General features: G+C 59.5%; 26 protein-coding genes and 4 tRNA genes. 13 read left to right on the top strand and 17 right to left on the bottom strand.

Annotated elements, in window-relative coordinates; genetic code table 11:
- Positions 1-18 precede the first annotated feature (18 nt).
- From AB5Z09_RS00580 to orn, 5 genes are all read right to left on the bottom strand, one after another.
- A tRNA-Gly gene (locus AB5Z09_RS00580) sits at positions 19-94 on the bottom strand.
- Between the two features lie 25 nt (positions 95-119).
- Positions 120-195, bottom strand: a tRNA-Gly gene (locus tag AB5Z09_RS00575).
- 33 nt (positions 196-228) lie between these two features.
- Positions 229-304: transfer RNA gene (locus tag AB5Z09_RS00570), tRNA-Gly, on the bottom strand.
- A gap of 37 nt (positions 305-341) precedes the next feature.
- Positions 342-417, bottom strand: a tRNA-Gly gene (locus tag AB5Z09_RS00565).
- A 178-nt stretch (positions 418-595) separates the two neighbouring features.
- Complete coding sequence (gene orn / locus AB5Z09_RS00560; protein WP_368194373.1) at positions 596-1,141, bottom strand: oligoribonuclease; 546 nt, start codon at positions 1,139-1,141, stop codon at positions 596-598.
- A gap of 91 nt (positions 1,142-1,232) precedes the next feature.
- On the opposite strand from orn, the gene rsgA reads away from it, so the two are divergent.
- From rsgA to AB5Z09_RS00535, 5 genes are read left to right on the top strand one after another with little or no spacing between them, the layout of a single operon-like run.
- Positions 1,233-2,267: a small ribosomal subunit biogenesis GTPase RsgA gene (rsgA, locus tag AB5Z09_RS00555; protein WP_236293712.1), complete on the top strand. Its 1,035-nt coding sequence runs from the start codon at positions 1,233-1,235 to the stop codon at positions 2,265-2,267.
- 29 nt (positions 2,268-2,296) lie between these two features.
- Positions 2,297-3,169, top strand: coding sequence for an archaetidylserine decarboxylase (asd, locus tag AB5Z09_RS00550; protein WP_041234352.1), 873 nt, complete (start codon positions 2,297-2,299; stop codon positions 3,167-3,169).
- Complete coding sequence (locus AB5Z09_RS00545) at positions 3,166-3,417, top strand: VF530 family DNA-binding protein (protein WP_104015615.1); 252 nt, start codon at positions 3,166-3,168, stop codon at positions 3,415-3,417. Before asd ends, AB5Z09_RS00545 begins: the two co-directional genes overlap by 4 nt.
- Before the next feature lie 4 nt (positions 3,418-3,421).
- Positions 3,422-3,685 carry a DUF2960 domain-containing protein gene (locus AB5Z09_RS00540; RefSeq protein WP_033114870.1) on the top strand — a complete coding sequence of 88 codons (264 nt, stop codon included), beginning with the start codon at positions 3,422-3,424 and terminating at the stop codon, positions 3,683-3,685.
- Positions 3,686-3,687: 2 nt separating this feature from the next.
- Positions 3,688-4,077: a hypothetical protein gene (locus tag AB5Z09_RS00535; protein ID WP_236293711.1), complete on the top strand. Its 390-nt coding sequence runs from the start codon at positions 3,688-3,690 to the stop codon at positions 4,075-4,077.
- Positions 4,078-4,162: 85 nt separating this feature from the next.
- Here the strand turns inward: AB5Z09_RS00535 and AB5Z09_RS00530 are convergent, their stop codons facing one another.
- From AB5Z09_RS00530 to gpt, 5 genes are all read right to left on the bottom strand, one after another.
- The gene (locus AB5Z09_RS00530) at positions 4,163-5,452 is read right to left on the bottom strand and encodes a glutamate-5-semialdehyde dehydrogenase (RefSeq protein ID WP_368194379.1); all 1,290 of its coding nucleotides are present in this window, start codon (positions 5,450-5,452) and stop codon (positions 4,163-4,165) included.
- Complete coding sequence (gene proB / locus AB5Z09_RS00525) at positions 5,452-6,555, bottom strand: glutamate 5-kinase (protein WP_139432509.1); 1,104 nt, start codon at positions 6,553-6,555, stop codon at positions 5,452-5,454. The genes AB5Z09_RS00530 and proB overlap by 1 nt, the downstream gene beginning before the upstream one ends.
- A gap of 180 nt (positions 6,556-6,735) precedes the next feature.
- Positions 6,736-7,128 carry a sigma factor-binding protein Crl gene (crl, locus tag AB5Z09_RS00520; protein ID WP_005339003.1) on the bottom strand — a complete coding sequence of 131 codons (393 nt, stop codon included), beginning with the start codon at positions 7,126-7,128 and terminating at the stop codon, positions 6,736-6,738.
- A 62-nt stretch (positions 7,129-7,190) separates the two neighbouring features.
- Positions 7,191-8,459 (bottom strand): esterase FrsA, encoded by a 1,269-nt coding sequence (gene frsA / locus AB5Z09_RS00515; RefSeq protein WP_005349360.1) that lies wholly within the window; start codon positions 8,457-8,459, stop codon positions 7,191-7,193.
- A 172-nt stretch (positions 8,460-8,631) separates the two neighbouring features.
- Positions 8,632-9,099 carry a xanthine phosphoribosyltransferase gene (gene gpt / locus AB5Z09_RS00510; RefSeq protein WP_005339007.1) on the bottom strand — a complete coding sequence of 156 codons (468 nt, stop codon included), beginning with the start codon at positions 9,097-9,099 and terminating at the stop codon, positions 8,632-8,634.
- Between the two features lie 947 nt (positions 9,100-10,046).
- Between gpt and AB5Z09_RS00505 the strand changes: the two genes are divergently transcribed.
- Entirely contained in the window at positions 10,047-11,498 is a 1,452-nt protein-coding gene (locus tag AB5Z09_RS00505; protein WP_265774649.1) for an aminoacyl-histidine dipeptidase, read from the top strand.
- An 81-nt stretch (positions 11,499-11,579) separates the two neighbouring features.
- Here AB5Z09_RS00505 and djlA read toward each other — a convergent pair whose 3' ends face one another.
- The 3 genes from djlA to AB5Z09_RS00490 are packed head-to-tail and all read right to left on the bottom strand — an operon-like array spanning position 11,580 to position 14,108.
- Positions 11,580-12,413 (bottom strand): co-chaperone DjlA, encoded by an 834-nt coding sequence (gene djlA / locus AB5Z09_RS00500; RefSeq protein ID WP_005358354.1) that lies wholly within the window; start codon positions 12,411-12,413, stop codon positions 11,580-11,582.
- A gap of 19 nt (positions 12,414-12,432) precedes the next feature.
- On the bottom strand, positions 12,433-13,101 hold the full coding sequence (murU, locus tag AB5Z09_RS00495; RefSeq protein WP_368194370.1) for an N-acetylmuramate alpha-1-phosphate uridylyltransferase MurU: 669 nt from the start codon (positions 13,099-13,101) through the stop codon (positions 12,433-12,435).
- Entirely contained in the window at positions 13,098-14,108 is a 1,011-nt protein-coding gene (locus AB5Z09_RS00490; protein WP_368194369.1) for an aminoglycoside phosphotransferase family protein, read from the bottom strand. The genes murU and AB5Z09_RS00490 overlap by 4 nt, the downstream gene beginning before the upstream one ends.
- A 174-nt stretch (positions 14,109-14,282) precedes the next feature.
- Here AB5Z09_RS00490 and lptD point away from each other — a divergent pair, with 174 nt between their 5' ends.
- Genes lptD through AB5Z09_RS00460 form a run of 6 tightly spaced genes read left to right on the top strand, consistent with a single transcriptional unit; the run spans position 14,283 to position 21,044 of the window.
- Entirely contained in the window at positions 14,283-16,727 is a 2,445-nt protein-coding gene (lptD, locus tag AB5Z09_RS00485; RefSeq protein ID WP_139428847.1) for an LPS assembly protein LptD, read from the top strand.
- Positions 16,728-16,753: 26 nt separating this feature from the next.
- Positions 16,754-18,052, top strand: coding sequence for a peptidylprolyl isomerase SurA (gene surA / locus AB5Z09_RS00480; protein WP_368194367.1), 1,299 nt, complete (start codon positions 16,754-16,756; stop codon positions 18,050-18,052).
- The gene (gene pdxA / locus AB5Z09_RS00475) at positions 18,052-19,047 is read left to right on the top strand and encodes a 4-hydroxythreonine-4-phosphate dehydrogenase PdxA (RefSeq protein ID WP_368194366.1); all 996 of its coding nucleotides are present in this window, start codon (positions 18,052-18,054) and stop codon (positions 19,045-19,047) included. Before surA ends, pdxA begins: the two co-directional genes overlap by 1 nt.
- Positions 19,037-19,849, top strand: coding sequence for a 16S rRNA (adenine(1518)-N(6)/adenine(1519)-N(6))-dimethyltransferase RsmA (gene rsmA, locus AB5Z09_RS00470; RefSeq protein ID WP_005339016.1), 813 nt, complete (start codon positions 19,037-19,039; stop codon positions 19,847-19,849). Before pdxA ends, rsmA begins: the two co-directional genes overlap by 11 nt.
- 4 nt (positions 19,850-19,853) lie before the next feature.
- A complete protein-coding gene (gene apaG, locus AB5Z09_RS00465) occupies positions 19,854-20,216 on the top strand; it encodes a Co2+/Mg2+ efflux protein ApaG (RefSeq protein ID WP_204419561.1) in 363 nt (120 codons plus the stop codon).
- Between the two features lie 6 nt (positions 20,217-20,222).
- On the top strand, positions 20,223-21,044 hold the full coding sequence (locus AB5Z09_RS00460; RefSeq protein WP_368194364.1) for a symmetrical bis(5'-nucleosyl)-tetraphosphatase: 822 nt from the start codon (positions 20,223-20,225) through the stop codon (positions 21,042-21,044).
- Between the two features lie 119 nt (positions 21,045-21,163).
- Here the strand turns inward: AB5Z09_RS00460 and AB5Z09_RS00455 are convergent, their stop codons facing one another.
- The 3 genes from AB5Z09_RS00455 to AB5Z09_RS00445 all read right to left on the bottom strand — a co-directional run bounded on the left by AB5Z09_RS00455 (position 21,164) and on the right by AB5Z09_RS00445 (position 23,227).
- Positions 21,164-21,664: a 2TM domain-containing protein gene (locus AB5Z09_RS00455; protein ID WP_368194362.1), complete on the bottom strand. Its 501-nt coding sequence runs from the start codon at positions 21,662-21,664 to the stop codon at positions 21,164-21,166.
- A 123-nt stretch (positions 21,665-21,787) separates the two neighbouring features.
- Complete coding sequence (locus AB5Z09_RS00450; RefSeq protein ID WP_368194361.1) at positions 21,788-22,234, bottom strand: bleomycin resistance protein; 447 nt, start codon at positions 22,232-22,234, stop codon at positions 21,788-21,790.
- A gap of 3 nt (positions 22,235-22,237) precedes the next feature.
- Complete coding sequence (locus AB5Z09_RS00445; protein ID WP_368194359.1) at positions 22,238-23,227, bottom strand: MsnO8 family LLM class oxidoreductase; 990 nt, start codon at positions 23,225-23,227, stop codon at positions 22,238-22,240.
- A 305-nt stretch (positions 23,228-23,532) separates the two neighbouring features.
- Here AB5Z09_RS00445 and AB5Z09_RS00440 point away from each other — a divergent pair, with 305 nt between their 5' ends.
- On the top strand, positions 23,533-23,871 hold the full coding sequence (locus AB5Z09_RS00440; protein WP_100646709.1) for a hypothetical protein: 339 nt from the start codon (positions 23,533-23,535) through the stop codon (positions 23,869-23,871).
- A gap of 84 nt (positions 23,872-23,955) precedes the next feature.
- On the opposite strand, the gene AB5Z09_RS00435 is transcribed toward AB5Z09_RS00440, so the two are convergent.
- Positions 23,956-25,326 (bottom strand): YjiH family protein, encoded by a 1,371-nt coding sequence (locus AB5Z09_RS00435; RefSeq protein ID WP_064338715.1) that lies wholly within the window; start codon positions 25,324-25,326, stop codon positions 23,956-23,958.
- Positions 25,327-25,357: the final 31 nt, after the last annotated feature.

The following is a 25,357-nucleotide window of genomic DNA, read 5'->3' as shown; positions in this document are numbered from 1 at the left end:
ATGTCACTTACAAATGTTTGGAGCGGGAAACGAGACTCGAACTCGCGACCCCGACCTTGGCAAGGTCGTGCTCTACCAACTGAGCTATTCCCGCATCGGAATATCACTTACAAATTTTTTGGAGCGGGAAACGAGACTCGAACTCGCGACCCCGACCTTGGCAAGGTCGTGCTCTACCAACTGAGCTATTCCCGCAACAATTTGGTTGTCTTGAGGCTGACTGATGATTGGAGCGGGAAACGAGACTCGAACTCGCGACCCCGACCTTGGCAAGGTCGTGCTCTACCAACTGAGCTATTCCCGCATCGGGCTGGTTTGCACCAGTGTCATCATCAGATTTTTGGAGCGGGAAACGAGACTCGAACTCGCGACCCCGACCTTGGCAAGGTCGTGCTCTACCAACTGAGCTATTCCCGCAACTACCTTAAAACAGGCCGTACAGCATTTGGTTGCTTGCGCTACTGTACGGGAGCCGAATTATAAGAGCAGTCATTCCAATTGCAAGGGCTTTTTTGTCTGGTTGCGCGCGTTCGCTCAAAAGCTGGCCGAACTGTCGATTTTAGCAGCCAGAGTATGACAAACCCTTGCCGGGGAATCAGATCTTGAAGACGTGGCTGCGATAGAACTGCAGCTCGGCGATGGATTCACGGATATCGTCCAGCGCCTGATGGGTGCCGCTCTTCTTGAACTGATCCAGCAGTTCCGGCTGCCATCGGCGTACCAGCTCCTTGATGGTGCTGACGTCGACATTGCGGTAGTGGAAGAAGGCTTCCAGATCGCTCATGTGCTTGACCATGAAGCGGCGATCCTGACCGATGCTGTTGCCGCACAGCGGGCTGGTACGCTCCGGCACCCACTGGCGAATGAACTCGAGGGTCTCGGCAACGGCTTTCGCCTCGTCATGCTGGCTCGCCTTGACCCGGGCCACCAGACCGCTCTTGGTATGGGTGTTGACGTTCCACTCGTCCATCTTGGCCAGCTCTTCATCGCGCTGGTGGATGGCGATCACCGGCCCTTCGGCCAGTACGTTCAGATCCTTGTCGGTGACGATGGTGGCAATCTCCAGTACCACGTTCTCTTCGGGGTCGAGACCCGTCATCTCCATGTCGATCCATACCAGGTTCTGCGCGCTGACTGTCATGATTACTCTCTCTGTTGGGAGGAATGGCGGAATTTTGCCAATTTGCATGTATCATACTGGCTTTGGATCTGTTCATAAACTGGCGAATCGAGTGGCAAAGAAAGCAAAACTCAATCTGGGTCAACAAAGACGCGTCCAGGCCAACCGCGAGCGTCGGCTGCAAAAAGAGCACACCACAGAGGTGGATGACACCCTGTTTGGCCCGGCCATCGAAGGGGTGGTGATCAGCCGTTTCGGTCAGCACGCGGACGTGGAAGCGGTCGATGGCACCATCCACCGCAGCAACCTGCGGCGCAGCAGCATCAGCAGTCTGGTCTGCGGTGACAAAGTGGTGTGGCGTCCCGGCCTCAATGCCGCAACAGCGGGCGTCATCGAAGCGGTGCATCCGCGCCACTCGGTACTGACCCGGCCGGACTTCTACGACGGGGTCAAACCCATCGCCGCCAACATCGACCAGATCATCATCGTCTCGGCGGTGATGCCCGAGTTTTCCACCAACATCGTCGACCGCTATCTGGTGGCCGCCGAGGATGTGGAGATCCAGCCGCTCATCGTGCTGAACAAGGTCGATATGCTTGATGATGTGGCCCGCGCGCGCATCGAGAGCCAGCTCGAAACCTACCGCAAACTCAATTACGAGGTGCTGCTGGTGAGCTGCGAGAGCGGTGAAGGGCTCGATGAGCTGAAAGCCAAGCTCACCGACAAGATCAGCATCTTCGTCGGCCAGTCCGGGGTGGGCAAATCCTCGCTCACCAACGCCCTGATGCCGGGGCTGGATGTATTGACCGGCGAGATCTCCGAAAACTCGGGGCTCGGCCAGCACACCACCACCACGGCGCGGCTCTACCACTTCCCGAGCGGTGGCGATCTCATCGACTCCCCCGGGATCCGCGAGTTCGCCCTCTGGCATCTGGAAGCCGACCGCATCACCTGGTGCTTCGTCGAGTTTCGCGACTATCTGGGTGGCTGCAAGTTCCGTGACTGTACCCACAAGGACGATCCCGGCTGTGCCCTGCGCGCCGCGGTCGACGCGGGCGCTATCAGCGCCGATCGCTTCCACAACTATCACCGCATCCTGGAAACCATGCAGGAAGCCCGTCACGGTCGCCAACAGGCGCGCCTGTGACCCTGTTTTAACCTACGTTGATGATGAACATGAGCATTACTGACAACCTGAAAATTGCCGGTCAATACTGTCTGCCCAAGCACGCCCTCTCCCGTCTGATCGGCAAGTTTGCCGCCGCCGAAGCGGGCAACATCACCACCAGGGTGATCGAGGCTTTTATCAAGCAGTACCAGGTCGACATGAGCGAGGCGCTGCACGAGAGCCCGGCCCACTACAAGAGCTTCAACGAGTTCTTCACCCGCGAGCTCAAGCCCGGTATCCGCCCCGTGGTAGAAGATGCCATGACTCTGGCACTGCCGGTGGATGGCACCGTCAGCCAGCTCGGCCCGATCCAGCAGGGTCGCATCATTCAGGCCAAGGGCCACGACTACAGCGCCCGCGAGCTGCTGGGCGGCTATGAGGATCTTGTGGCGCCGTTCAAGGATGGCGACTTCGCCACCATCTATCTGGCGCCCAAGGATTACCACCGCATCCACATGCCGCTGGACGGCGTGCTGGAGAGCATGGTGTTCGTGCCGGGGGATCTCTTCTCCGTCAACCCGCTCACCGCCGAGAACGTGCCGAACCTGTTTGCCCGCAACGAGCGGGTGGTGGCCACCTTCCGCACCCCGCACGGCCCCATGGCACTGGTGCTGGTCGGTGCCACTATCGTGGCCAGCATCGAGACCATCTGGGCTGGCAACATTGCGCCGACCAAAGAGAAGAAGGTGGTGCGCTGGGACTACACCGGCGACGAGGCCATTACCCTGCAAAAAGGTGCCGAGATGGGGCTGTTCAAACTGGGCAGTACTGTCGTCTGCCTGTTTGGCCCTGGCATGCTTGCCGGTTTCGAGCCGCATCTGGCCAACGGGGTTACCACCCGCATGGGTCAGCCCTTTGCCAAGCTGGCGGAGCAGGCATGAGCGAGCAACCGAACGCCTCGCAGAAGAACAACCCGCTGCACGGGCTGACGCTGGAAGCCATCGTCACCGCGCTGGTCGAATACTACGGCTGGGAAGAGCTGGGGCAACAGATCAATATCCGCTGCTTCACCCATGAGCCCAGCGTCAAATCCAGCCTGAAGTTCTTGCGCAAGACCCCATGGGCCCGGGAGAAGGTCGAAAGCCTCTACCTCTACGTTCAGCGCAAGCAAGCCAAATCAAAGGAATAACGCCATGGCGTTCAAGATTACCTACACCTACAAGAAGCAGGCCAAAACGATCGGCTATGCCAACGACAAGTTCAACAGCATCTATGATGCGGTTGCCGCTGCCGAAGGGATCGATCTCGCCAGCTTCCACGCCATGGAGGCTCAGCTGGCTCAGGTGTGCCGGCGCGACAAGAAGAGCGTGAAGGATTACCGGGAGAACTACTTCAAGGAGCTGGGGTTCTCCAACATCGTCATCGAACGGGACAACCTCGAAGAGGATCAGAAGTAAACATGCGAACCTTGACTCTGATGGCCGCCTCTCTGCTGCTGGCGGCATGCAGTACACCGGAACAACATCTGGTTGGCAGCGATCGCGACAGCCACGGCTGCATCGGCAGTGCGGGCTATCAGTGGTCAGCGCTGACCGGCAAATGCGTGCGCCTGTTCGAGGAGGGCATCCGGCTCAATCCGACCGATGCCAGCCAGACCAGCAGTGCATTCGTGCTGTTCAATACCGATCAGAGCAAGGCCGAGCTGACCCTGCCCACCGGCGAGCAGCACCAGCTTGCCCGTCAGGGCATGGAAGGCAACTGGTCGTGGCAGGGTAGCGGCTACACCCTATTCCCCTGGAAGGGCTATGTGCTCAAATCCGGTGACAAGGTGATCTATCAGGGGGAGTAACCCGAACGCCTGATATCTTCCCGATATCCACCAAATAAAATGCCGACCCAGGGGTCGGCATTTTGGTATCTGGCACAACCGGTTATCAGGCGCGGCTAAGGTAATCGGCCTGCCCCACCCACTTGTAGCTGGTGAGCTCGGTCAGCCCCATGGGGCCACGGGCGTGCAGCATCTGGGTTGAGACCGCCACTTCAGCCCCCAGCCCAAACTGGCCGCCATCGGTGAAGCGGGTCGAGGCGTTGACATAGACAGCCGCCGAACCGGCCCCGTTGACGAAACGCTCGGCGTTGGCCAGATCGTTGGTCAGGATGGCATCGGAGTGGCCGGCGTTATGCTCGCGCATATGGGCCAGCGCCTCGTTCACATCCGCCACCAGCTTGACCCCCAGAGTCAATCCCAGCCACTCGGTATCGAAATCCTCTGGCCCCGCCTCGCACAGGTTGTCGGCGCCCGCCAGCAGCGTCATGGCGTTGGCCGCAGCCACCAGCGTCACCTTGCGCTCGTTCATCAGCGCTACCAGCTGCGGCAGGAAGGTGGTGGCCACCTTCTCGTGTACCAGCAGGGTATCGAGGGCGTTACAGGCTGAGGGGCGCTGCACCTTGGCGTTGTCGATAACCGCCAGAGAGCGCACCAGATCGGCACTCTCGTCGACGAAGATGTGGCTGATGCCAAAGCCGCCGATGATGACCGGAATGGAGCTGTTCTCCTTGCACATCTTGTGCAGGCCGGCACCGCCACGGGGGATGATCATGTCCACGTAACGATCGAGGCGCAGCAGCTCGGCCACCAGCGCCCGATCCGGGTTGTCGATGTACTGTACTGCTGCCTCGGGCAGACCGGAGGCCGCCAAGGCATGCTGAATTACCCGCACCAGCTCCAGATTGGAGTGGAAGGTCTCGCGCCCGCCACGCAATATGCTGGCGTTGCCAGTCTTGAGGCAGAGGCTGGCGATGTCGATGGTGACGTTGGGGCGCGCCTCGTAGATGACGCCGATAACCCCGATGGGCACCCGACGACGGGAGAGCCGCAGGCCATTCTCCAGCACCCGGCTATCCATTTCGGCGCCGACCGGATCATCCAGAGTAATTACCTTGCGCACATCCGCCACGATACCGGCCAGCCGGGCCGGATTGAGTAGCAGGCGATCCAGCATGGCTTCTGACAAGCCAGCCTCACGCCCTGCCGCGATATCCTTGTCGTTGGCCGCGAGGATCTGTTCGCTTCGCGCCTCCAGCTCGTCGGCGATGGCGGCCAGCGCCCGGTTCTTCTGCGCCGTGCTGATGGTGGCCAGCTGATAGGCGGCTTCTCGGGCCGCCTGCCCCATTTTCTCCAGACTCATCTCGGTTCCCTTTTGTGCATGCTGTGCCGCCCTGATTAGAGCAGCACCATATCGTCTCGATGGATGGCTACTGAACCATATCCATAGCCCAGTACCTGCTCAATCTGATCCGAGTGGACGCCGCGCAGCTTCTCCAGCTCCAGATGGTCGTAACGGCAGATACCGCGCGCCAGCTCGGCGCCTTTGGGATCAAGAATGCGCACCACATCGCCCCGAATAAAGTCGCCCTTGACCGCGACGATCCCCTTGGGCAGCAGGCTGGAGCCTTTCTCCTTCATGGCGGCGACAGCCCCCTGATCCACATGCACTTCACCGTGAGGGGGCGGGCCTGCCAGGATCCAGCTCTTGCGCCCTTCCAGCGGGGACGCCAGCGCCGGGAACAGGGTGCCAATCCGCTCGCCCTTGGCAAGACGGCCAATCACCTCCGGCATCTGGCCGGTCGCGATCACCACGTTGACACCAGCTCGACGCGCCACATCGGCGGCCTGCAGCTTGGTAGCCATGCCGCCGGTGCCAAGGCCGCTGACACTGTCACCCGCCAGCGAGCGCAGGGTATCGTCGATGGTCTGCACCTCTTCAATAAGCTGGGCGTCGGGATTGGTGCGCGGATCGGCGGTAAACAGCCCCTTCTGGTCAGTCAGCAGGATCAGCAGATCCGCATCCGCCAGAATGGCGGCCCGTGCGGAGAGGTTGTCGTTGTCGCCGACCTTGATCTCGGCGGTCGCCACCGCATCGTTTTCGTTGATGACCGGAATAATGCGGTGATCGAGCAGGGTGCGCATGGTGTCGCGGGCATTGAGGTAGCGCTCCCGATCTTCCAGATCGGCGCGGGTCAGCAGCATCTGGCCGATATGCACACCGTAGAGGTTGAACAGATCCTGCCATACCCGAATAAGCTGGGTCTGACCAACCGCCGCCAGCATCTGCTTGTTGGGCAGGGTTGGCGCCAGTGGCGGGTGGCCCAGATGTTCACGCCCGGCGGCGATAGCCCCTGATGTGACGACCACGACCCTGTGGCCGTGACGGTGCAAGGCCGCACACTGTCTGACCAGCTCGACCATATGGGCACGATTGAGCTGGGAAGACCCCCCTGTGAGCACGCTGGTGCCCAACTTGACGACTATGGTTCTGTTTTCCATGGGAGCATAAAGGCTAAAAAAGTAAGGAATATCTTTATACCCACGGCCATGGTGCCCTGCAAGGCAATTAACGCCGGGGTGAGGAGATGGGGCAAAGGCCCGGATGATTGCGGTCGGAAGGGGAGATGGCTCACTGATGGCCCGGCAAACAGCGGGATGCTGCTCACCGGGCATCAGGGATCAAGCAGCGGTCACGGTCAACTCATTGGTAACCTGATCCGCTGGCGCTAACTGGCACTCCAGTGCCGTCAGTTTGTCGCTGATGAGCTTGTAGAAACGGTTGAGGGTGCGTTCCACTTCTACCTGGTGCTTCTTGGGGATCGGCTTGTCCAGCCACTCGCCATCAGCATTGTAGAAACCGAGCTGATAGTGGTAACGGAAATGGTGATCGTCCTGCTCCAGCACCAGCCACCAGCCCCAGAACTCCCGCTTGTCCGGCGCCGGCTTGGCACTGACACAGACCGACAGGCAGTCGAAACGATAACGCCCCTCTTCGCAGAGATCTTCGCGCAAATAGGGGCCAATGGCAGCAAACTGCCTCAGCAGTCGCTTGTAGGTCACTCTTTCAGACATGTTAACCTCCCTGTTAAACAAGCCGCGCCACCTCGGGATGGCGTCAGTTCTTTAGCGCAATGTCAGGTACACAAATGCTGTTTCAGCCACTCGACGATTTCGTCCAGTGCCTTGTCATACACCTCCAGCAAAGGCTGTTTGTCGAATACGATGGCCTTGCCGTTACGACTGGCCGCCGCCAATGCCCGTACATCCTGCTCGGGACAAATAAAATCTCGCTTGTGTCCAATACTCAATATCGGCACTGAAGTGCGAGTCCCCAGTAATCCTTGAGTTTTAAGTGAAAAAACCTGGCACTTGGTACGCATGCCGTCCCACTGCGCCGCATCCGCCCCCAACCGGTTGGCCAGACTGTCCCGCATCATGCGCGGGCACTTGGCAAACAGCTCCTGATTGGTAAACACCTGATTGACCCCTGCGCCGACACAAACCACGGTGCGCAGCTTGAACGGCTCGATAAAGGCCAGTCTGGCTGCGATATTACCCGCCAGCCGCATCCCCACCATGGCGATACGCTGATGATCGACCCAGGCCACTTCGGAGAGGTAATGGAGCACCGCCTGATGGAGACGGCTGGTATCCTGCACCAGCGGCCAATGCTCGGCATAGCCGACCCCAGGCATATCGAGGGAGAGCATGCCGATACCGTTGGGCTCGAGCCGTTTGAGATAGAAGTTGAGGAAATCGAGCTGCAGGGAGTCGATCCCGCCACTGATGATCACCAGCGGCACCGGTTTTTCGGTCGTCGGCAGGTGGAGATAACCCTGAATATGCTTGCCGCGAAAAGGCACCTGGATCTCTTTGAGCGGTACCTTGAACAGGCGACCTGCCTCGCGATAGGCCATGTTGCCAAGCAGCTGGGCTTGATCCGCCAGCTCGTCATCCTTGAGATGGGGATAGCTGGCGATGGAGTAGTAGCGCACCGCCTTGAGCAGCTGTTTCAAGGCGCCAGAAGGATCTCCCTTCTCGCGCAGTTCGCGGCCCTGCTTGAAATAGTTGCCAGCCACCTGGCTCCACTCGTAGATCCAGTTGCCAGGCACATAGCCCTTGATGGTATCGAGATAGCAGTCATGGGTGCGCTCGCCGGTCGCCATGGCGATGCGGGCCAGGGTCTGCTCCACTTCGATGGGGTCTGCCCCCTGCCAGGTCCAGGAGGGGCGGCGCAGCAAGCGATACCAGCTCTTTGACATGGAGCCGTCGATAAACATCTCGTCTGACTCGGCTTGCGCCAGATCAGCCGCACTGGAGTTGGAGATCTCGGATGTTTCCAATACCTTCTTGACGCGGGTAAAGAGCTGTTCGGTCAGGTTTAGGTCTTCGTTCAAGTCCAAGATAGTGTCCCATTCATATCAGGCAATAGCTCATCTTAACCACTTTTACTGCCCATCAGCCACCCTGCAACAGATTGATACACAAAAAAACAGGGCTCCAAATTGGAGCCCTGTGAAACCATTATTGCCGGTTGCGACCAATGGACGCAGTGAGCGTCACATCCCGATCCCGTTACTTTTCGTCGCAGATCGGTGTGGCGAACTCCAGCGCCATATCCCACGGCTGTTCGATCCAGGTATCCTGCGGGATCGCCACTTCGAAATCGTCCAGCAGCGCTTCGCCCATCGGCTTGGCGAAAATCGCGATGAACTTGGCTTTCGGGTAGAGCTCGCGGATCGCCTTGGCGGTAGTGCCGGTGTCGACCAGATCTTCCACCACCAGCCAGCCTTCGCCGTCACCAGCGGTGGTGGCAGCCTTCACGACCACCAGCTCGCGCTGGCTGTCATGGTCATAGCTGGAGATGCAGAGGGTTTCCACATTACGAATGCCAAGTTCACGGGCCATCAGGGCTGCGGGCACCAGGCCACCACGGCTGACCGCGATGATACCTTTCCACTGGCTGACAGGCAGCTGACGACGGGCCAGACGGCGAGCTTCACGTTGCAGGTTGTCCCACGACACATAGAACTTTTTCGGCATGTTATCGATCTCGAATAGTTATTTAAAAACAATCACTTAAAATAAAAACACCCGCAATTATCCCTGCGGATGCCAGTAAATGGCGGCCCTTGCCCGACTGAATTCAGATTGCACTTCGGCTGCCTCAGGGCTAAGCCTCGGCAGCAAATCTGATAACAATGGAAGCAAGATGGGCTTATCCGGCGATCGGTTAGATGATGTGTCCAAACCGCGGACAGGCTGTTGGGCCGATATGATAGCACCGTTTGCAGAGAAAATGCCTGGCAAACGTATGCCAAAAACAGGAAAAATCGGCATCACCCTCTCCATTCGGCACATCTAGAGCGCCAAACGACTAACCTGCCGTCCCTGCTGCCGAGTCCAAATGGGCTGTGCGGCAAATCGCAGATAAAAAAATAGCAGGGGGAGGATTTACCTCACGCACCTGCTGCTTTCTCGCCTCTGCCTGGTTGGGCAGCTCGTCTTAGCGACGAGTGACGAAGGGGTTAGGGTAGCTGAAACCCTGGGTATACAAAGAGGGGGCAAACCAATAGGTTGAGTTGCTGCCTGGCATATTGAAACTCCTGATTGCTTAACAAGTTACGTACCTTTAATGCGGGCTCAAATCCTTGAACGAACACTCGGTTCCATGGAGGCGCACTTGCTTTGCTTCGGTTCCCTGGAGGCTTTCATCGTCATCCTGACGGGTGGCGAGCCACGGGAGCTAATTTACCAGTCGGTGCGTTAAATTCAATATTTTTGTGAGATCGGTCACACATTTTCTTTTCTATCGGTCAGCGTCGTCCGAACCTGACGATCGTACTGCCTGGTTGCCATCAGCCAGCACAAGCTGCCTGCGATTTGCGCTGATTGCTCACATTTTTGTGTGATTGACTGTATTATCGTTATCCTCTTCCTCGGCCCGCTGATGGGGCCCTGTTAATTCCGTGCTGGTAAGGAGTCCCGACGTGGCACAGCTTAGCTCTCTCTCTCCCAAACTGATTTGGCATTTCTTCGAACAGATCTGCTCCATTCCCCACCCTTCCAAACATGAAGCCAAACTGAGCGCCTGGATCATCCAATGGGCTCAAGGGGAAGGTCTGGCGGTCAAGCAGGACAAGGTCGGCAACATCATCATCAAGAAACCGGCCACCCCGGGGATGGAAAACCGCAAAGCCGTGGTACTGCAGGCCCACATCGACATGGTGCCGCAGGCCAACGCCGACACCAAACACGACTTCGCGACCGATCCCATCGATGCCTATATAGATGGCGAGTGGGTCACTGCCCGTGGCACCACCCTGGGTGCCGACAACGGCATCGGTATGGCCGGTTGCCTGGCTGTGCTGGCTGACAAGACCATCAAGCACGGTCCGCTGGAAGTGCTGCTGACCACAGACGAAGAGACCGGTATGACCGGCGCCTTCGGTCTGGAAGCGGGCTGGCTGGAGGGCGAAATTCTGCTCAACACCGACTCCGAAGAGGATGGCGAGGTCTATATGGGCTGCGCTGGCGGTGTGGATGCCAATATCCGCTTCCCGCTCGAGCTGGTTGACGCCAGCGAAGGCGAAGCGTTCGAGCTGGCCGTAAAAGGGCTGCGTGGCGGCCACTCAGGTTGCGATATCCATCGCGGTCGTGGCAACGCCAACAAGCTGCTGGTGCGTCTGCTCAAAGCAGCCGAGCCGCTGGGTGTTCGTCTGGCCGAGATCCACGGCGGCACTCTGCGCAACGCCATCCCGCGCGAAGCCCGTGCCACCCTGCTGGTGCCTGCTGCCAGCGTAAACGAGTTCAAGGCGCTGGTTGACCGCTACACCGGGATCTACCAGACCGAACTGGCCGCCACCGAGCCGAACCTGACCGTGCTGGTCAACAGCGCCGCCAAACCGGCCAAGCTGATGAGCGTCTCCCTGCAGCAGCGCCTGCTGGATGCCCTGATGGCCTGCCCGAACGGCGTGATGCGCATGAGCGATGCCATGCCCGGCGTGACCGAAACCTCGACCAACCTGGGGGTCATCAAGACTCAGGATGGCGAAGTGTACGTCCAGTGCCTGATCCGCTCCCTGATTGACTCCGGCCGCGAGAGCATCGAGCAGATGACCCGCTCCCTGTTCACCTTGGCAGGCGCCAGCTGCGAATTCACCGGTGCCTACCCGGGTTGGGCGCCGAACGTCGACTCCCCCGTCATGGCGCTGGTTCGCAACAGCTACCAGACCCTGTTCGGCACCATGCCCAACGTCATGGTGATCCACGCCGGCCTCGAGTGCGGTCTGTTCAAGAGCGCCTATCCGGAGTGGGACATGGTCTCCTTCGGCCCGACCATCCGCGGTGCCCACTCCCCTGACGAGAAGGTACATATCCCGGCGGTCGAGCGTTTCTGGCAACTGCTGGTGCACGTGCTGGAAGCGATTCCGGCCAAATAACCCGGCCTGCGCCACACAGTAAAACAAAGCCCCGCACTGCTGCGGGGCTTTTTATTGTCTGTTCCAACCTGACGTTGGCACTTACCGGATGCCGCGCGCCTCGCGGATCCACTCCCAGGCTTGCTGGATCTCCTGGGTCTTCTCCTTGGCCATCTCCATCATCTCCGGCGGCAACCCCTTGGCAGCCAGCTTGTCCGGGTGATGTTTGCTCATCTCCTTGCGGTAGGCGCGCTTGATATCCTGATCGCTGTCGCTCTCGCTCACTCCCAGCAACTGGTAGGCATTCTTGAGGCGATCCGCAGAGGGTGCCGCCTGCCGATACTGCTGGCCACCGGAATGGCCCCCCTGATACTGGCCATGAGCCTGATTGAAGAAGTTCATCTGCGCTTCGGCCATCGCCAGAATGCGGGCCAACTCGATGCGGCTGAAGCCCAGCTCGTCGGCAATGGTGTGCAGAATGGCGCGCTCGCCCTCCTCCACCCGCCCGTCGGCAAAGGCCGCCTGCAGTTGTACCTCGAGGAAGAAGCGCAGAATATCGCGCTGCCCCAGACTAGCACGGCGGAACTCGGCCAGGGTCTCGCGCAGCGGGAAGTCGGCCTCCTTACCGAGACGAAACGACTCCTGCGCCCGGGCACGCTGTTCGCCCGCCAGCCGCATCCGATCCATCAGGTTGGAGGCAACCCGGATCTCCTGCTCGGTCACCTGGCCGCTGGACTTGGCGATGTGACCCATCACCGAGAAGGTGGCATGGAAAAAGACAGCTTGCTGCTCCTGACTCGGGCCGCGACGAAACGCCCCCTGCAGCCCCATGCCACGGTCGAAACGGTGGCCGATCCAGAGGCCAATCAGTGCACCGATGATATTGCCGAGCAGAAAACCGAAGAAGGCGCCCAGCACCTTACCCCAAATACGCATGGTTCAAGACCTCTTGAAGTTAATGAGTGCGGGCCTGGAGCTGGTCATCCAGCACGCGCAGACGGTCGACCGTGCCGATATCGCGCCACTCGCCAGCGAGCAGGCTGCCGCCCACCCGCCCTTGCGCCATCCAGTCACGGAGCAGGGGCGCCAGCTTGCGGGCGCCGCCCGCGAGACCAGCAAAGGCCGCCGGATCATATAGTCCGACCCCGCTGAAGGTAAACGCTGGCGTATCCATGACTCGCCCCCCTTGCAGGGCAAAGTCCCCGCTCGGGTGCTGGGGCGGATTGGGCACCAGCCAGAGGTGGGCCAGATCATCGCCAAGGGGCTGGCTGACCAGAGTGTGATAATCGAGATCGAGCCAGGTATCGCCGTTGATCACCAGAAAAGGGTCTGCGCCCAGTAGTGGCAGCGCCTGCACGATGCCGCCCGCGGTCTCCAGTGCGCTCTCCTCGGCTGACCAGTGGATGGTCACACCAAGCGCACGGCCATCACCCAGGCTCTCAACCAGCTTGTGGCCAAGCCAGGCGTGGTTGATGACCAACTCGGTCACACCGGCAGCTTTGAGTTTTTCGATGTGATGAACGATGAGCGGCTTGCCCCCCACCGCCAACAGTGGCTTGGGCAGCAGGTCAGTCAGCGGGCGCATCCGCTCGCCACGGCCAGCGGCCAGGATCATCGCCTTCATGATTTAACTCCAGCATTGGCGATCCCCGGCAACACCACCTGCTCCAGCCACTGACCAAAACGGGCCAATACCGGATAGGCGCTACCGTGAGTGCGACAGACATCCACTACGTAGCCGAGGGTGCGGGGAATATCCTTGAGATAGCCGGACTTGCCGTCGCGATGATAGAGCCGGGTAAAGATTCCGGCAGCTTTGAGGTGGCGCTGCATGCCGGTCAGGTCGGCATCACGACGGAAACTGGCATAATCGAGCTCGCCAAGCAGACCCGCCTGTTGCAGGGTGACAAAGCCGTGGCGCATCCCTTCATCGATCACCTCGTCCGGCCAGCGTACGTAGCAATCTTTCAGCAGGGAGACCAGGTCATAGGTGAGCGGCCCGATGACCATGTCTTGAAAATCGATGATGGCCAGCCGGCTGCTCTCGGGGGGATCCCCGCCACACACCATCAGGTTGCGACTGTGAAAATCTCTATGCATCACCCCCTGCGGCTGGGCCAGATTGCAGGCGGTGAGACAAGCAAAGGTCTCGTCCAGCAGTTGCTGCTCTTCATGGCTCAAGCGCAGTTGCAGATGATGGCCCAGCAGCCACTCGGGGAAAATGCTGTTCTCCCGCGCCATAAAAGCGGCATCGAAGGGTTCAAGCGCCAGTTCAACCGCCCCCAGGCGGGGCAGCAAATCAATCGCCTTGCCATACCAGGCCAGCACGTTGTTCTCGTTCAGGCAGCTGATCAGCTGGGTATCGCCCAGATCACTGACCGCCAGCAGACCCTGTTCGTAGTCCACCGCCTTCACCTCTGGCGCCAACAGCTGACGCGCCTGCAAGGCGGCCGCGTTACGAACAAACTCATGATTTTTTTCGGTTTTCGGATTGGCATCCACCCACACAAGACCACCACCACGAGAGTAGCGGCGGAAGCTGGCATCACCGGAAATGAGGGTAAGCGTGAGAGTGGCATCACCGGAAATACGGCGTGCCCACTGCAATAGCAGGGAATCGCGATCGTGCATAAGTAGAGGACCAAGGTGGAAAGCAGCACTTGGCTGTTAGCCCTGGCCGCAATAATGCTTTATCATTGCCGGCTAACATAAAGCAATGACATGCAATGTCAACTCGATGAAACCTGTCGTAAAATGCATGCCTTGGATCAACCGTATCTATCACGGATTGCACGAGTCTTTCACATGACAAAATGGACACTGGGGTACCGCTATCCCATCGCCCTGACTATCAGCCTGGCCCCCGCACTCACCTCTATGATGGTGCAGGCGGCCCCGTTCGAAGCGCCGCCAGCCACCGGCATTCTCGATAGTCTCTGCTATGACTATGTTCCCAAGATAGAGAAGCCTGCATCGGATCAGGATGCCAACGCGCAGCCGGTCGAGGTTGATGCCGACCGTCTCGAGGCCAAACAGGGCGGCACCGCCGTCTATGAAGGTGACGTCAAGGTTCGTCAGGGTGTTCGCAAGTTTGACTCCGACTATGCCCAGCTCGATCAGAAGAGCCGGGATGTCATCGCCATCGGCAACATCTATTACAACGACGGTCAGGTGACCGTCACCAGCGACAAGACCCTCAAATCCAACCTGGATACCAAGAACTCCGAACTGGAAGAGGGCAAGTATCAGGTGCATGGCTCACCGGTGCGCGGCTTTGCCAAGCGCGTGGTGATGACCAACAACAACCAGAACATCACCATGGAGGGGGCCCAGTACACCACCTGCCCCCCGGGTCAGGAAGTGTGGACCCTCAAGGCGGGCAGCATCGACATCGACCAGAAAGAGGTGTTTGGCGAAGCCTGGAACGCCAGCCTCTGGCTCTATGACTACCCGGTGTTCTACTTCCCCTATATCAACTTCCCCATCAAGGATGAGCGGAAGACCGGTCTGCTTTACCCGGGTTACAAGCAAAGCTCCAGCAACGGCATGGATATCACCCAGCCCTTCTACTGGAACATTGCCCCCAACTATGATGCCACCATCACCTCCCGTTTTATGGACAAACGCGGCCTGATGGAGCAGGTGGAGTTCCGCTATATGCCGGACCCTGCCCACACCGGCACCCTCTATTTTGAAAATCTGGCGGATGACAAGCAGTACAGCCCGAGCAATCCGAGTCTGACGGGCCTGTCCGATGGCCATCGCTACCTGATGAACGTCCGTCACGGCTCCGCCCTGATGGATGGCAGCCTGCGTTTTGGCATCGACTACACCCAGGTGCGCGACAAGGATTACAACTACTTCAACGACTTCAGCCCGCAAGTGGGCACTCAGGTCGACAGCCAGTTGCAGCAATCCTTTACCGCCGGCTATTACCAGCCTAACTGGAACCTCACCTCCGAGGTGCGCCGCTACCAGATCCTGAGCCCATATGCGCTGCTGCCCCACGAGATGCTGCCGCGTATCGACTACAACTACTATCAGCAAGGCAAGTGGTTCGATCTGGCCTGGAACAGTGAACTGACCAAGTTTGGCTATGACAGTGGCAGTGCCGCCACTCTGCAAGCAGGTGAGCGCTATACCGCCACCCGCCTGCATCTGGCGCCAACCCTGACCGTGCCCCTGGTGGATGCACCGGGTTACTACCTGACCAGTCAGTACAAGCTGATGTTTACCTCCTACAACCAGGAGGTACCCGATAATCTGGTTAGCCAGGACCGCAGCCGCTTCACCGATGCAGACAGCAAACAGCTGACCCTGAAAGAGGGCACCATTACCCGTACTCTGCCCTCCTTCCGCCTCAAGGGGGGCGTCAACTTCGATCGGCCACTCGACTGGTATGATGGCAAGGGTACCCAGACCCTGGAACCCGAGTTCCAGTACCTCTATATCCCTTACAAAAATCAGGACGAGATCGGGATCTACGACTCCACCACCACCCGTCAGGATTACTACAGCCTGTTCAGTGATCGCCGCTTTGCCGGTCTCGACCGCATCAGCGATGCCAACCGGGTCACCGTTGGCCTGACCAGCCGGGTCTATGACAATGTGGGTGATGAACGGTTGCGTCTGGCGGTAGCCCAGGCCTTTGAGATGACGCCACCCAAGGTGCGCCTCTACCCTTCAAATCCGGAAAGCACCAACGCCCGCTCCCTGCTCTCGTTCGAGGGGGATGCCCGGATCACCGATGAGTGGTTTGCCCACGCGGGGACCCAGTACGATACCTCCGAGGGCGAATTTACGGCTGGCAACGGTGCAGTCGAGTACCGGACCGGCAAGCTGACCACTCAGGTCAACTACCGCTACATCAAGGATGGCAACCTGGACTATCGCTATCCGACCAACACGGCGCTGGCAGAAGATCTGAGCCAGGCGGGTCTGGTGATGATGGCGCCGATCGCCGATCAGTGGCAGATGTATGGCGGTTACTACCGTGACATCAAGCAGGATGTGAACATTGACCGCAAGATCGGTGTCAAATACGACTCCTGCTGCTGGAGCATCAACATGAGCCTGGAGTGGCACAATCAGCCGGACAACGTCACCCTGAAGCCCACTTCGGAAAAAGTCATTGGTCTGCAGTTTGAAATGAAGGGACTTGGCAGCGTGGGTACCGGTGGCCGCAGCGTCACCCTGGATACCGAGCTGTTGCCCTATGTTCGCCCGTTTAATCTGAAAGGCCAGCAATGATGCTGGCCCAGCCTTGAGAGATGGATATGAAAAAGACCCTGATTGCCCTGCTGACCGCGGGAATGTTCGGCGCCATGAGCCAGGCCGCACTGGCTGCGCCCGAGCTGATGGACAAGGTTCTGGCCGTGGTCAACAAGGACGTGGTGCTGTCCAGCCAACAGGACGCACTGGTCAACAAGGTAAAACTCTCCGCTCAGGAGAGCGGCCAGTCCCTGCCTGACGACGCCACCCTGCGCAAACAGGCGCTGGATCGGCTGATCCAGGAGAGCCTGCAGCTGCAACTGGCGGAGCGCCAGGGGCTGAAGATCAGCGACACCCAGCTGGAACAGGCTATTCAGGGCATCGCTGCCGACAACAAGATGACCCTGGATCAGCTGCGGGCCCAGCTCGCCCGTGAAGGGATGACCTATGCCCAATATCGGGAAGAGGTTCGCCGCGAGATCCTGATGAACGAGGTGCGCCGCAACCAGGTGCGCCGCCGTATCAACATCTCCGAGCAGGAGGTGAAGCAGGTGGTGGAGATCCTGAAGAAACAGGGTCAACAGCAGAACGAATACCACGTCGGCCATATCCAGATTGCCCTGCCGGACAACCCCACCGCCGCCCAGCTGGATGCCGCCAAGAGCAAGATCGAACGCATTCTGACCGCTCTCAAGCAGGGGGCCGACTTCCGCAAACTGGCCATTGCCGAGAGTAACGGACCCAAGGCGCTGGAAGGGGGTGATTGGGGCTGGATGAGCCCGCAAGAGATGCCGACCCTGATGGCGGAAGCGGTACAGGGTGCCCAGAAGGGCGATATCGTCGGCCCGCTGCGCTCCGGCGCCGGTCTGCACATCGTCAAGGTGTTCGACACCAAGGGTCAGCAACAAGTGATGCAGACCGAGGTGAAGGCCCGTCACATCCTGATCAAGCCCTCCATCATCCTGAGCGAAGAGAAAGCCAAGGGGATGCTGGACGGCATTCTGCACGACATCAAGAGCGGCAAGGCCAGCTTCGCCAGCATGGCGGAGAAGTACTCCGAAGATCCGGGCTCTGCGGTGCAGGGTGGCGAACTGGGCTGGTCTGATCCCAACGTCTATGTCCCCGAGTTCCGCGACATGGTCAACCGTCTGCAACCGGGCCAGATCAGTGCCCCGTTCCGTACCAGCCACGGCTGGCACATCGTGCAGGTGGAAGATCGTCGCAGCCAGGATGCGACCGACAAGGCGCAGGAGCAGCGCGCCTACCAGCTGATCTACAACCGTCGCTTCGTGGAAGAGTCCCAGGCGTGGCTGGACGAGCTGCGTGACGAGGCCTACATCCAGATCGAAGGAGCCGGTAGCTGATGAGCTGCCGTCGCCTTGCCGTTACCCCGGGCGAACCGGCCGGGATCGGCCCGGATCTGGTGCTGCAGATTGCCCAGCAGGATTGGCCCCACCAGTTGGTGGTGATCGCCGATCCGGCGCTGCTGTGCGAGCGGGCAACCCTGCTTGGGCTGCCCATCGAGCTTGAGCCCTATGATGCCCGTCAACCTGCTCAACCGCAGCGAGCCGGCACCCTGACGGTATGTTCTGTCTCTCTCGGTACCTCTGTGGTACCGGGCGAGCTGAACGAAGGCAACGGCGCCTATGTGCTGGCAACCCTGCAGCGCGCCTGTGATGGCAACATGAGCGGCGAATTTGCCGCCGTGGTGACCGGGCCGGTGCACAAGGGGATCATCAACCAGGCCGGGGTCTCGTTCAGCGGCCACACCGAGTTCTTTGCACAGCAATCCAACACCGCCGATGTGGTGATGATGCTGGCAACCGAGGGGCTGCGGGTCGCACTGGCGACCACCCATATTCCGCTGGCCTATGTGGCGATGGCCATCACCGAGGAGCGCCTCGGCAAGGTGATCCGGATCCTCAACGAGGATCTCGCCACCAAGTTTGGCATCGCCAAACCCCGTATTTACGTCTGCGGCCTCAACCCCCATGCGGGGGAAGGTGGCCATCTTGGACGTGAAGAGATTGACGTGATCGAACCCGCCCTGGCCACGCTGCGCCAGGAAGGGATCGATCTGGTCGGCCCTTTGCCGGCCGACACCCTGTTCCAGGAGAAATACCTCAAGGATGCGGATGCGGTACTCGCCATGTACCACGACCAGGGGCTGCCTGTGCTCAAATACAAGGGCTTCGGCAGTTCGGTCAATATCACCCTGGGGCTTCCCTTCATCCGCACTTCGGTGGATCACGGCACCGCGCTGGATCTGGCAGGCAAGGGCCTGGCTGATCCGGGCAGCCTTGTCACCGCGATTAACCACGCCATCAAGATGGTAGAGAAAAAAAGATATGAGCAGTAAGGTGCACATGGGCCACACGGCCCGTAAGCGTTTCGGTCAGAACTTCTTGCACGACCGGTATGTGATCGATCAGATCGTCGCCGCCATCAACCCGCAGCCGGGTCAGAATCTGGTGGAGATCGGTCCGGGTCTGGCCGCGCTGACCGAGCCGGTTGCCGCCCAGATGGACAAAATGACCGTGGTCGAGCTTGACCGGGACCTGGCAGCTCGCCTGCGCGAGCACCCGACCCTCAAAGACAAGCTCACCGTCATCGAAGCTGATGCCATGCGTTTTGACTTCGGCACCCTGATGGGTGAAGGCAAGGGGCCGCTACGTATCTTCGGCAACCTGCCCTACAACATCTCCACCCCGCTCATCTTCCACCTGTGCGAGTTCGCTGATCGGGTAGAAGACATGCACTTCATGCTGCAAAAGGAAGTGGTGTTGCGTCTGGCCGCAGGCCCGGGCAGCAAGGCTTATGGCCGTCTGAGCGTGATGACCCAGTACTACTGCCAGGTGGTGCCGGTGCTGGAAGTGGGCCCGGGTGCCTTCAAACCGGCGCCAAAGGTGGACTCTGCTGTAGTTCGCCTGATCCCGCACAAGAATCCGACCATAGTCGCAAAAGACATTCGTTGTCTGAATCGCGTCTGTACCGAAGGCTTTGGCCAGCGTCGCAAGACCATCCGCAACAGCTTCTCCAACTTCATCACCGACGCCCAGCTGACCGAGCTTGGTATCGATGGCAACCTGCGCCCGGAGAATCTCTCCCTCGAGCAGTTTGTCATGATCGCCAACTGGCTGGCGGATCAGCAACAGGCCTGATCCTGTGGCACTCCCGCACATCGAGATCCGCCCATACCCCCTGTATGTGGCGGGCTCCAGAGACCCTTACCAGTTTCACTATCTGATCGAGATTGAGAATCTGGGGCCCGGCCCGGTGCAACTGCTGCATCGGCGCTGGCTCATCACCGATGCCAATGGCAAGATGCTGGAAGTGGCAGGCCCGGGCGTGGTCGGGGAGCAACCCGTCATTGCCGAAGGTGAGACCTACCGCTACCAGAGCGGCGTGCCGCTGGCGACCCCGCTTGGGGTGATGGAAGGAAGCTATACCCTGCAAGATGGCTCTGGTCAGCAATTCGAGGCGCCCATCGCCCCCTTCACGCTGGCCATCCCCAATATTATCAACTGAGGTTTCATGGCGAACTGTTTTGTCGGTGACATCCAGGGCTGTTACGACGACTTGCGCCGTCTGCTGGATCTTGCCGCGTTCGATCCCGACCAAGACGTGCTCTGGCTCTGCGGCGATCTGGTCGCCCGCGGCCCGGACTCCCTCAATACCCTGCGTTTTGTCAAAGGGCTGGGTAACCGCGCCGTTACCGTGCTCGGCAACCACGACCTGCACCTGCTGGCGGTCGCTAATGGCGTTGCACCGCTCAAGAAGAAAGACAAGCTGCAAAGCCTGATGGATGCCCCTGATCGGGATGAACTGCTGGAGTGGCTGCGCCACCGCCCGCTACTGGCCGAACATCCGGATCTCCCCATCATGATGGTGCATGCCGGGATCTCCCCCGCATGGGATGTCCGCACCGCGCGCAACTGCGCCCGCGAGGTAGAGAGCCTGCTGCGCGGTGACCAGTACAGCTGGCTGCTGCACAACATGTACGGTGACCAGCCCGATGGCTGGAAAGATGATCTGGTCGGGATCGACCGCTACCGCTACATCATCAACACCTTCACCCGGATGCGCTTCTGCTATTTCGACGGTAGTCTCGACTTCAAATGCAAGAAGGGGCCCAAGGAGTCGACCCCGGGGCTGCGTCCCTGGTTCGAGCAGCGCGAGCATCACGTGGATGATCCCATTCTGGTGTTCGGCCACTGGGCGGCCCTGATGGGCAACACCGGCAAGAGCGATATCAAGGCGCTCGATACCGGCTGCGTCTGGGGCAACAGCCTCACCCTGTGGCGCTACGAGGATGATGCCCTGATCACCACCCCCTGCCCAGTTCACGCCAGCTAGGGAGTGCGCTGCAATCTGGCGGTCGCTGCCGCACGGATGGCAACAACCCGCTCCAATAACAAAGCCCGGCAGGTTGCCGGGCTTGCTGTTTTAGGTTCCCTGTTTTCCGGCGAATGAAGTTACAACTTGCGCCCCAGCCGCTTCTCGATCTGGCGCCGCTCCCACTCGGGGCCAAACAGCTTGAAGGGCTGAAACACCCGAACAGCATGGGAGGCAAGTCCCAGCCCCCAACCCAGGGTTGGCCACCATGCCCAGATGTACTCCGGATTGCTCAGGTAGTTGATGACAAACAGCCCGCAGATCACCACCACGTAGCTGGCGACATGGTGATAGAAGCCCTTGAGCTCCTCCACATAGCGCATTGCCGCCCGCTCCTCTGCCGATACCTGCACCGCATCCTGACCCATAGTGTCACTTCCTCTCATCTCGCGCTCCTGTTGCTCTGATCCAACCAGTTGAGCCACATCGAGTTCAAAGACGGCGGCCAGGGCCTTGAGAGATTCCAGTCCGGGTTGCTGCCCCTGCTCGATCCGCTGGATAGTGCGGACACTCAAACCAGTTAACGTTGCCAACTGATCCTGAGACCAACCCCGTTGCAATCTCAACTTCCTGACGATCATCTCGAACTCCTTGTGGTAATTGACAGGGCCAGCATAGGGCTTGCGCCGCGAAAGGTGACACGACAGATGGCCGACATACATCTGACAGTCCTTTAAAATCAGATGGTTAAGATTTTGATCTTGTCAGTCAGCCGCTCGTTCCCCCAGATATTGCACAAACCGTAACAGATAACCATCGGGATCCTGCAGCAAAAATTCGCGCTGCCCGGCCAGCATTTCGCCCACTGGATACCAGACCTCAGTGGGCTGCCGGAAAAGTGCAATCCCGGCGGCCTGCAAGCGGTCGAGTAGCGGCTGGATCTCGGTCAGCTCCATCTGCAGATTGATCCCCCGGCCAAACGGTGGCTCCAGCGCCCCGACCTGCCAACCCGCCGGATGTACCTGCTCCAGCATCAGTTGTACCTGTTGCTGCTCAAGATAAGCAAAAGGAGGGTCATCGCGCCGATAGCGGACCGAGAAGCCCAACAAACCGGTATAGAAAACCAGAGCTCGAGCCAGATCGGTAACCGACAGCTCCGGTACCATGGGATTCCAATACACCTCATCCACCGCGACAATAGGGTTCGTCATGGCTTACAGGCTCTGCATCAGCTCGGCGGCAATTTCAAAGGAGCGCAGTCGGGCCTGATGATCGACGATGGGGCCATTGAACATCAGCTCATCGGCACGGGTTTCCGCCAGCAGCGCCTTGAGTCCATGACGAACCTGCTCCGGATCGCCCACCAGAGAGCGGGCCAAGGTCTGCTCCATCGCCATCAGCTCACGGGGCGCCCACTCGTCGCCAAGCTGGACGACCGGCGCGGGCAGCTTGCCCGCATCACCGCGATGGAGGCGCAAGAACTGCTGCTGCACGGTAGTGAACTGGAAGCGGGCCTCCTGCTCGCTGTCGGCGGCGATCATATTGATACAGACCACCGCATGGGGCTTGGGCCAGCTAGCAGAGGGGCGATACTGGCTACGATAGATCTCCAGCGCCTGCAGCAACATGGCGGGCGCGAAATGGGAGGCAAAACCGAACGGCAAACCCATCGTCGCCGCCAGTTGCGCGCTGTAAAGGCTGGAACCCAGCAGCCAAATAGGCAGATGCAGCCCCTGGCCAGGCACCACCTGCACCGCGCCAATCTCGTCGCCAAAGTAGCTCATCAGCTCGCGCACATCGGCCGGAAAATCATCCACCTCACCACTGCGCATTCGCCGCAGAGCCCGCATGGTGCGCTGATCGGTCCCGGGGGCGCGACCAAGGCCCAAATCGATGCGGTCGGGATAGAGAGAGGCCAGGGTGCCAAACTGTTCGGCAATCACCAGCGGCGAGTGGTTCGGCAGCATGATGCCACCCGCGCCGATCCGCAAAGTGGTGGTGGCTTCGGCAAGATGGCCGATCAGCACCGAGGTGGCAGCACTGGCAATGCCCGGCATGTTGTGATGTTCGGCCAGCCAGTAGCGCTGGTAACCCCAACCCTCGGCATGGCGGGCAAGCTCCCGCGAACGGCGAAATGACTCGGCAGGCACGGAACCTTCGGCAACAGGCACCAGATCGAGCACGGAATAGGGGATGGCAGACATGGGTCACTCCATTGATTTACAGGCCAGTAACAAGTGGGGCAATGTAGCACGGGATACCTGAATGAATCACTATCTCCTGCCACACTCTGCCTGCCAAGCGGCAGCAATCGAACGGAACAAATCTCAGGCAAGTATTGTTTGAACGCTCATCCTGCTGGCCGCACAAGCCCGTGGGTGGATCATATTTTCTTACATTTGCGGGCTGGCCTGAGCGCCCCGGGCTGGTTATAACGGTGCCCCTATAGCGAAGGGGGAGCAACAGACTCCCCCTCACTCTTTGTCACACCACACTGTTCAGGTTATCTATGTCAAAACATCTCGTTCTGCTGGGCGCGCTGACACTCTCCGGCTGCGCCCTGTTGTCTCCCCCCGCCCCCACCGTCACCCCGGTGCACCTTGCCGATACCAGCCAGCGCGGCTTCTACATCGAATGCAGCAGCATGAAAGCCTGCTTCCAGCAGGCCAACCAGACCTGCCCGCAAGGTTACAAGGAGACCGATCGTCGTCAGCAGACGCTCTACAGCACCCAGTATCTGGGGGGAAGCTATGACGACGAGAAGAAGGTGTACAAGGCAGCAAAGCCCTATCGCATCGCCAACACAATCCACTCGCTGACTATCCAGTGTCCCGTCACTACAGGCTGAGCCAACCGAAGGGGTACTCTCTCCCGTCACTGCGAAAAAGAAAACGGTCAACGGAGGTTGACCGTTTTTCACTGCGTTGCGTCCTTAGAACAGCAGGTGTGCCACCCCGGCAATAACCGGCAAGGTAACCAGAGTGCGCAGCAGGAAGATAACGAACAGCTCCCACAACTTGACCGGGATCTTGCTGCCCAGCAGCAGGGCGCCCACTTCGGACATATAGATCAGCTGGGTCACCGACATGGCGGCAATCACGAAGCGGGTCATGTCGCTCTCGATGGTCGAGGCCAGCACCGCCGGAATGAACATGTCGGCAAAACCGACCATGATGGTCTTGGACGCCGCTTCCGCCTCAGGCAGTTGCAGCAGCTCCAGCAAGGGGACAAACGGAGCACCAAGCCAGTTGAAGATAGGGGTATGTTCGGCCAGCATCAGGGCACAGGTACCGATCGCCATTACCACCGGCAGCACGCCAAACACCATATCCAGTGCATTCTTCACCCCTTCCCGTGCGACTGCGCCGAGATCAGTCATGCTGTCAGCCTTGGTCAGCGCCCGCTCGAAGCCATAGCTCATCACGCTGTGCTGGTGTGGCACGGCTTCCTGCTTGCGGCACAGGGGAGTGCCATCGGCATAGATGTCCTTCTTCCAGCAAAGTGGCGGCAAACGCGGCACCACGATAGCGGCGACCACCCCCGCAAGACAGACGGTCAGGTAGAAGGGGACAAACATGTGCTCCAGCTTCACCTGGGAGATCACCACCAGACAGAAGGTGATGGAGACCGCAGAGAAGGTGGTGCCAATCACCGCAGCTTCACGCTGGGTGTAGAACTTCCCTTCGTACTGCTTGCTGGTCAGCAGGATGCCGACGCTGCCATCGCCAAGCCAGGAGGCAAAGCAGTCCACTGCAGAGCGACCGGGCAACCGGAACACCGGACGCATGATGCGGGTCATCATGGTGCCGACAAATTCCAGCAGCCCGAAATCGAGCAGCAACGGCAGCAGCAGGCCGGCAAAAATGAAGACTGAAAACAGCACCGGCAGCAGATCGTTGAGCACCAGTCCACCGGTTGCGCCGGAGTAAAGCACCTCTGGCCCCACCTGGAAGAAGGTCAGCAGCACGAAGATACCGCCCAATACCCGCACGCAGGCCCAGAAAGGGGAGACATTGAACAAACTGTTGAGGAAAGGACGACGCACCAGAATCGCTGGCTTGAACAACCAGGCAATCAGCGTCATCAGCATGGTGGTGGTGATCACCGCACTGACCATGGCGACCAGATAATCGGCAAAAACGCGCTGTACCAGCTTGGCCAGCACGGCCACCGGGATGGTGACGTTACCGTCATAGACGACCGGCGTCATGAACAGTAGGATCCCGATGAGTGACGGAACCAGAAACATCAACAAATTACGGCGAGTATTGACCGCAGGTGCTTCGAGACTCTTTTCCAACATGATATGACTGCCCTAATGTTACTTTTCCCTA

The sequence above is a fragment of the Aeromonas sp. R2-2 genome (assembly GCF_040908355.1).
In the GTDB taxonomy this organism is placed as follows: Bacteria; Pseudomonadota; Gammaproteobacteria; order Enterobacterales; family Aeromonadaceae; genus Aeromonas; species Aeromonas veronii.
Note: the sequence above shows the minus strand (reverse complement) of the source record. Positions and strands in the feature narration are given on the sequence as shown.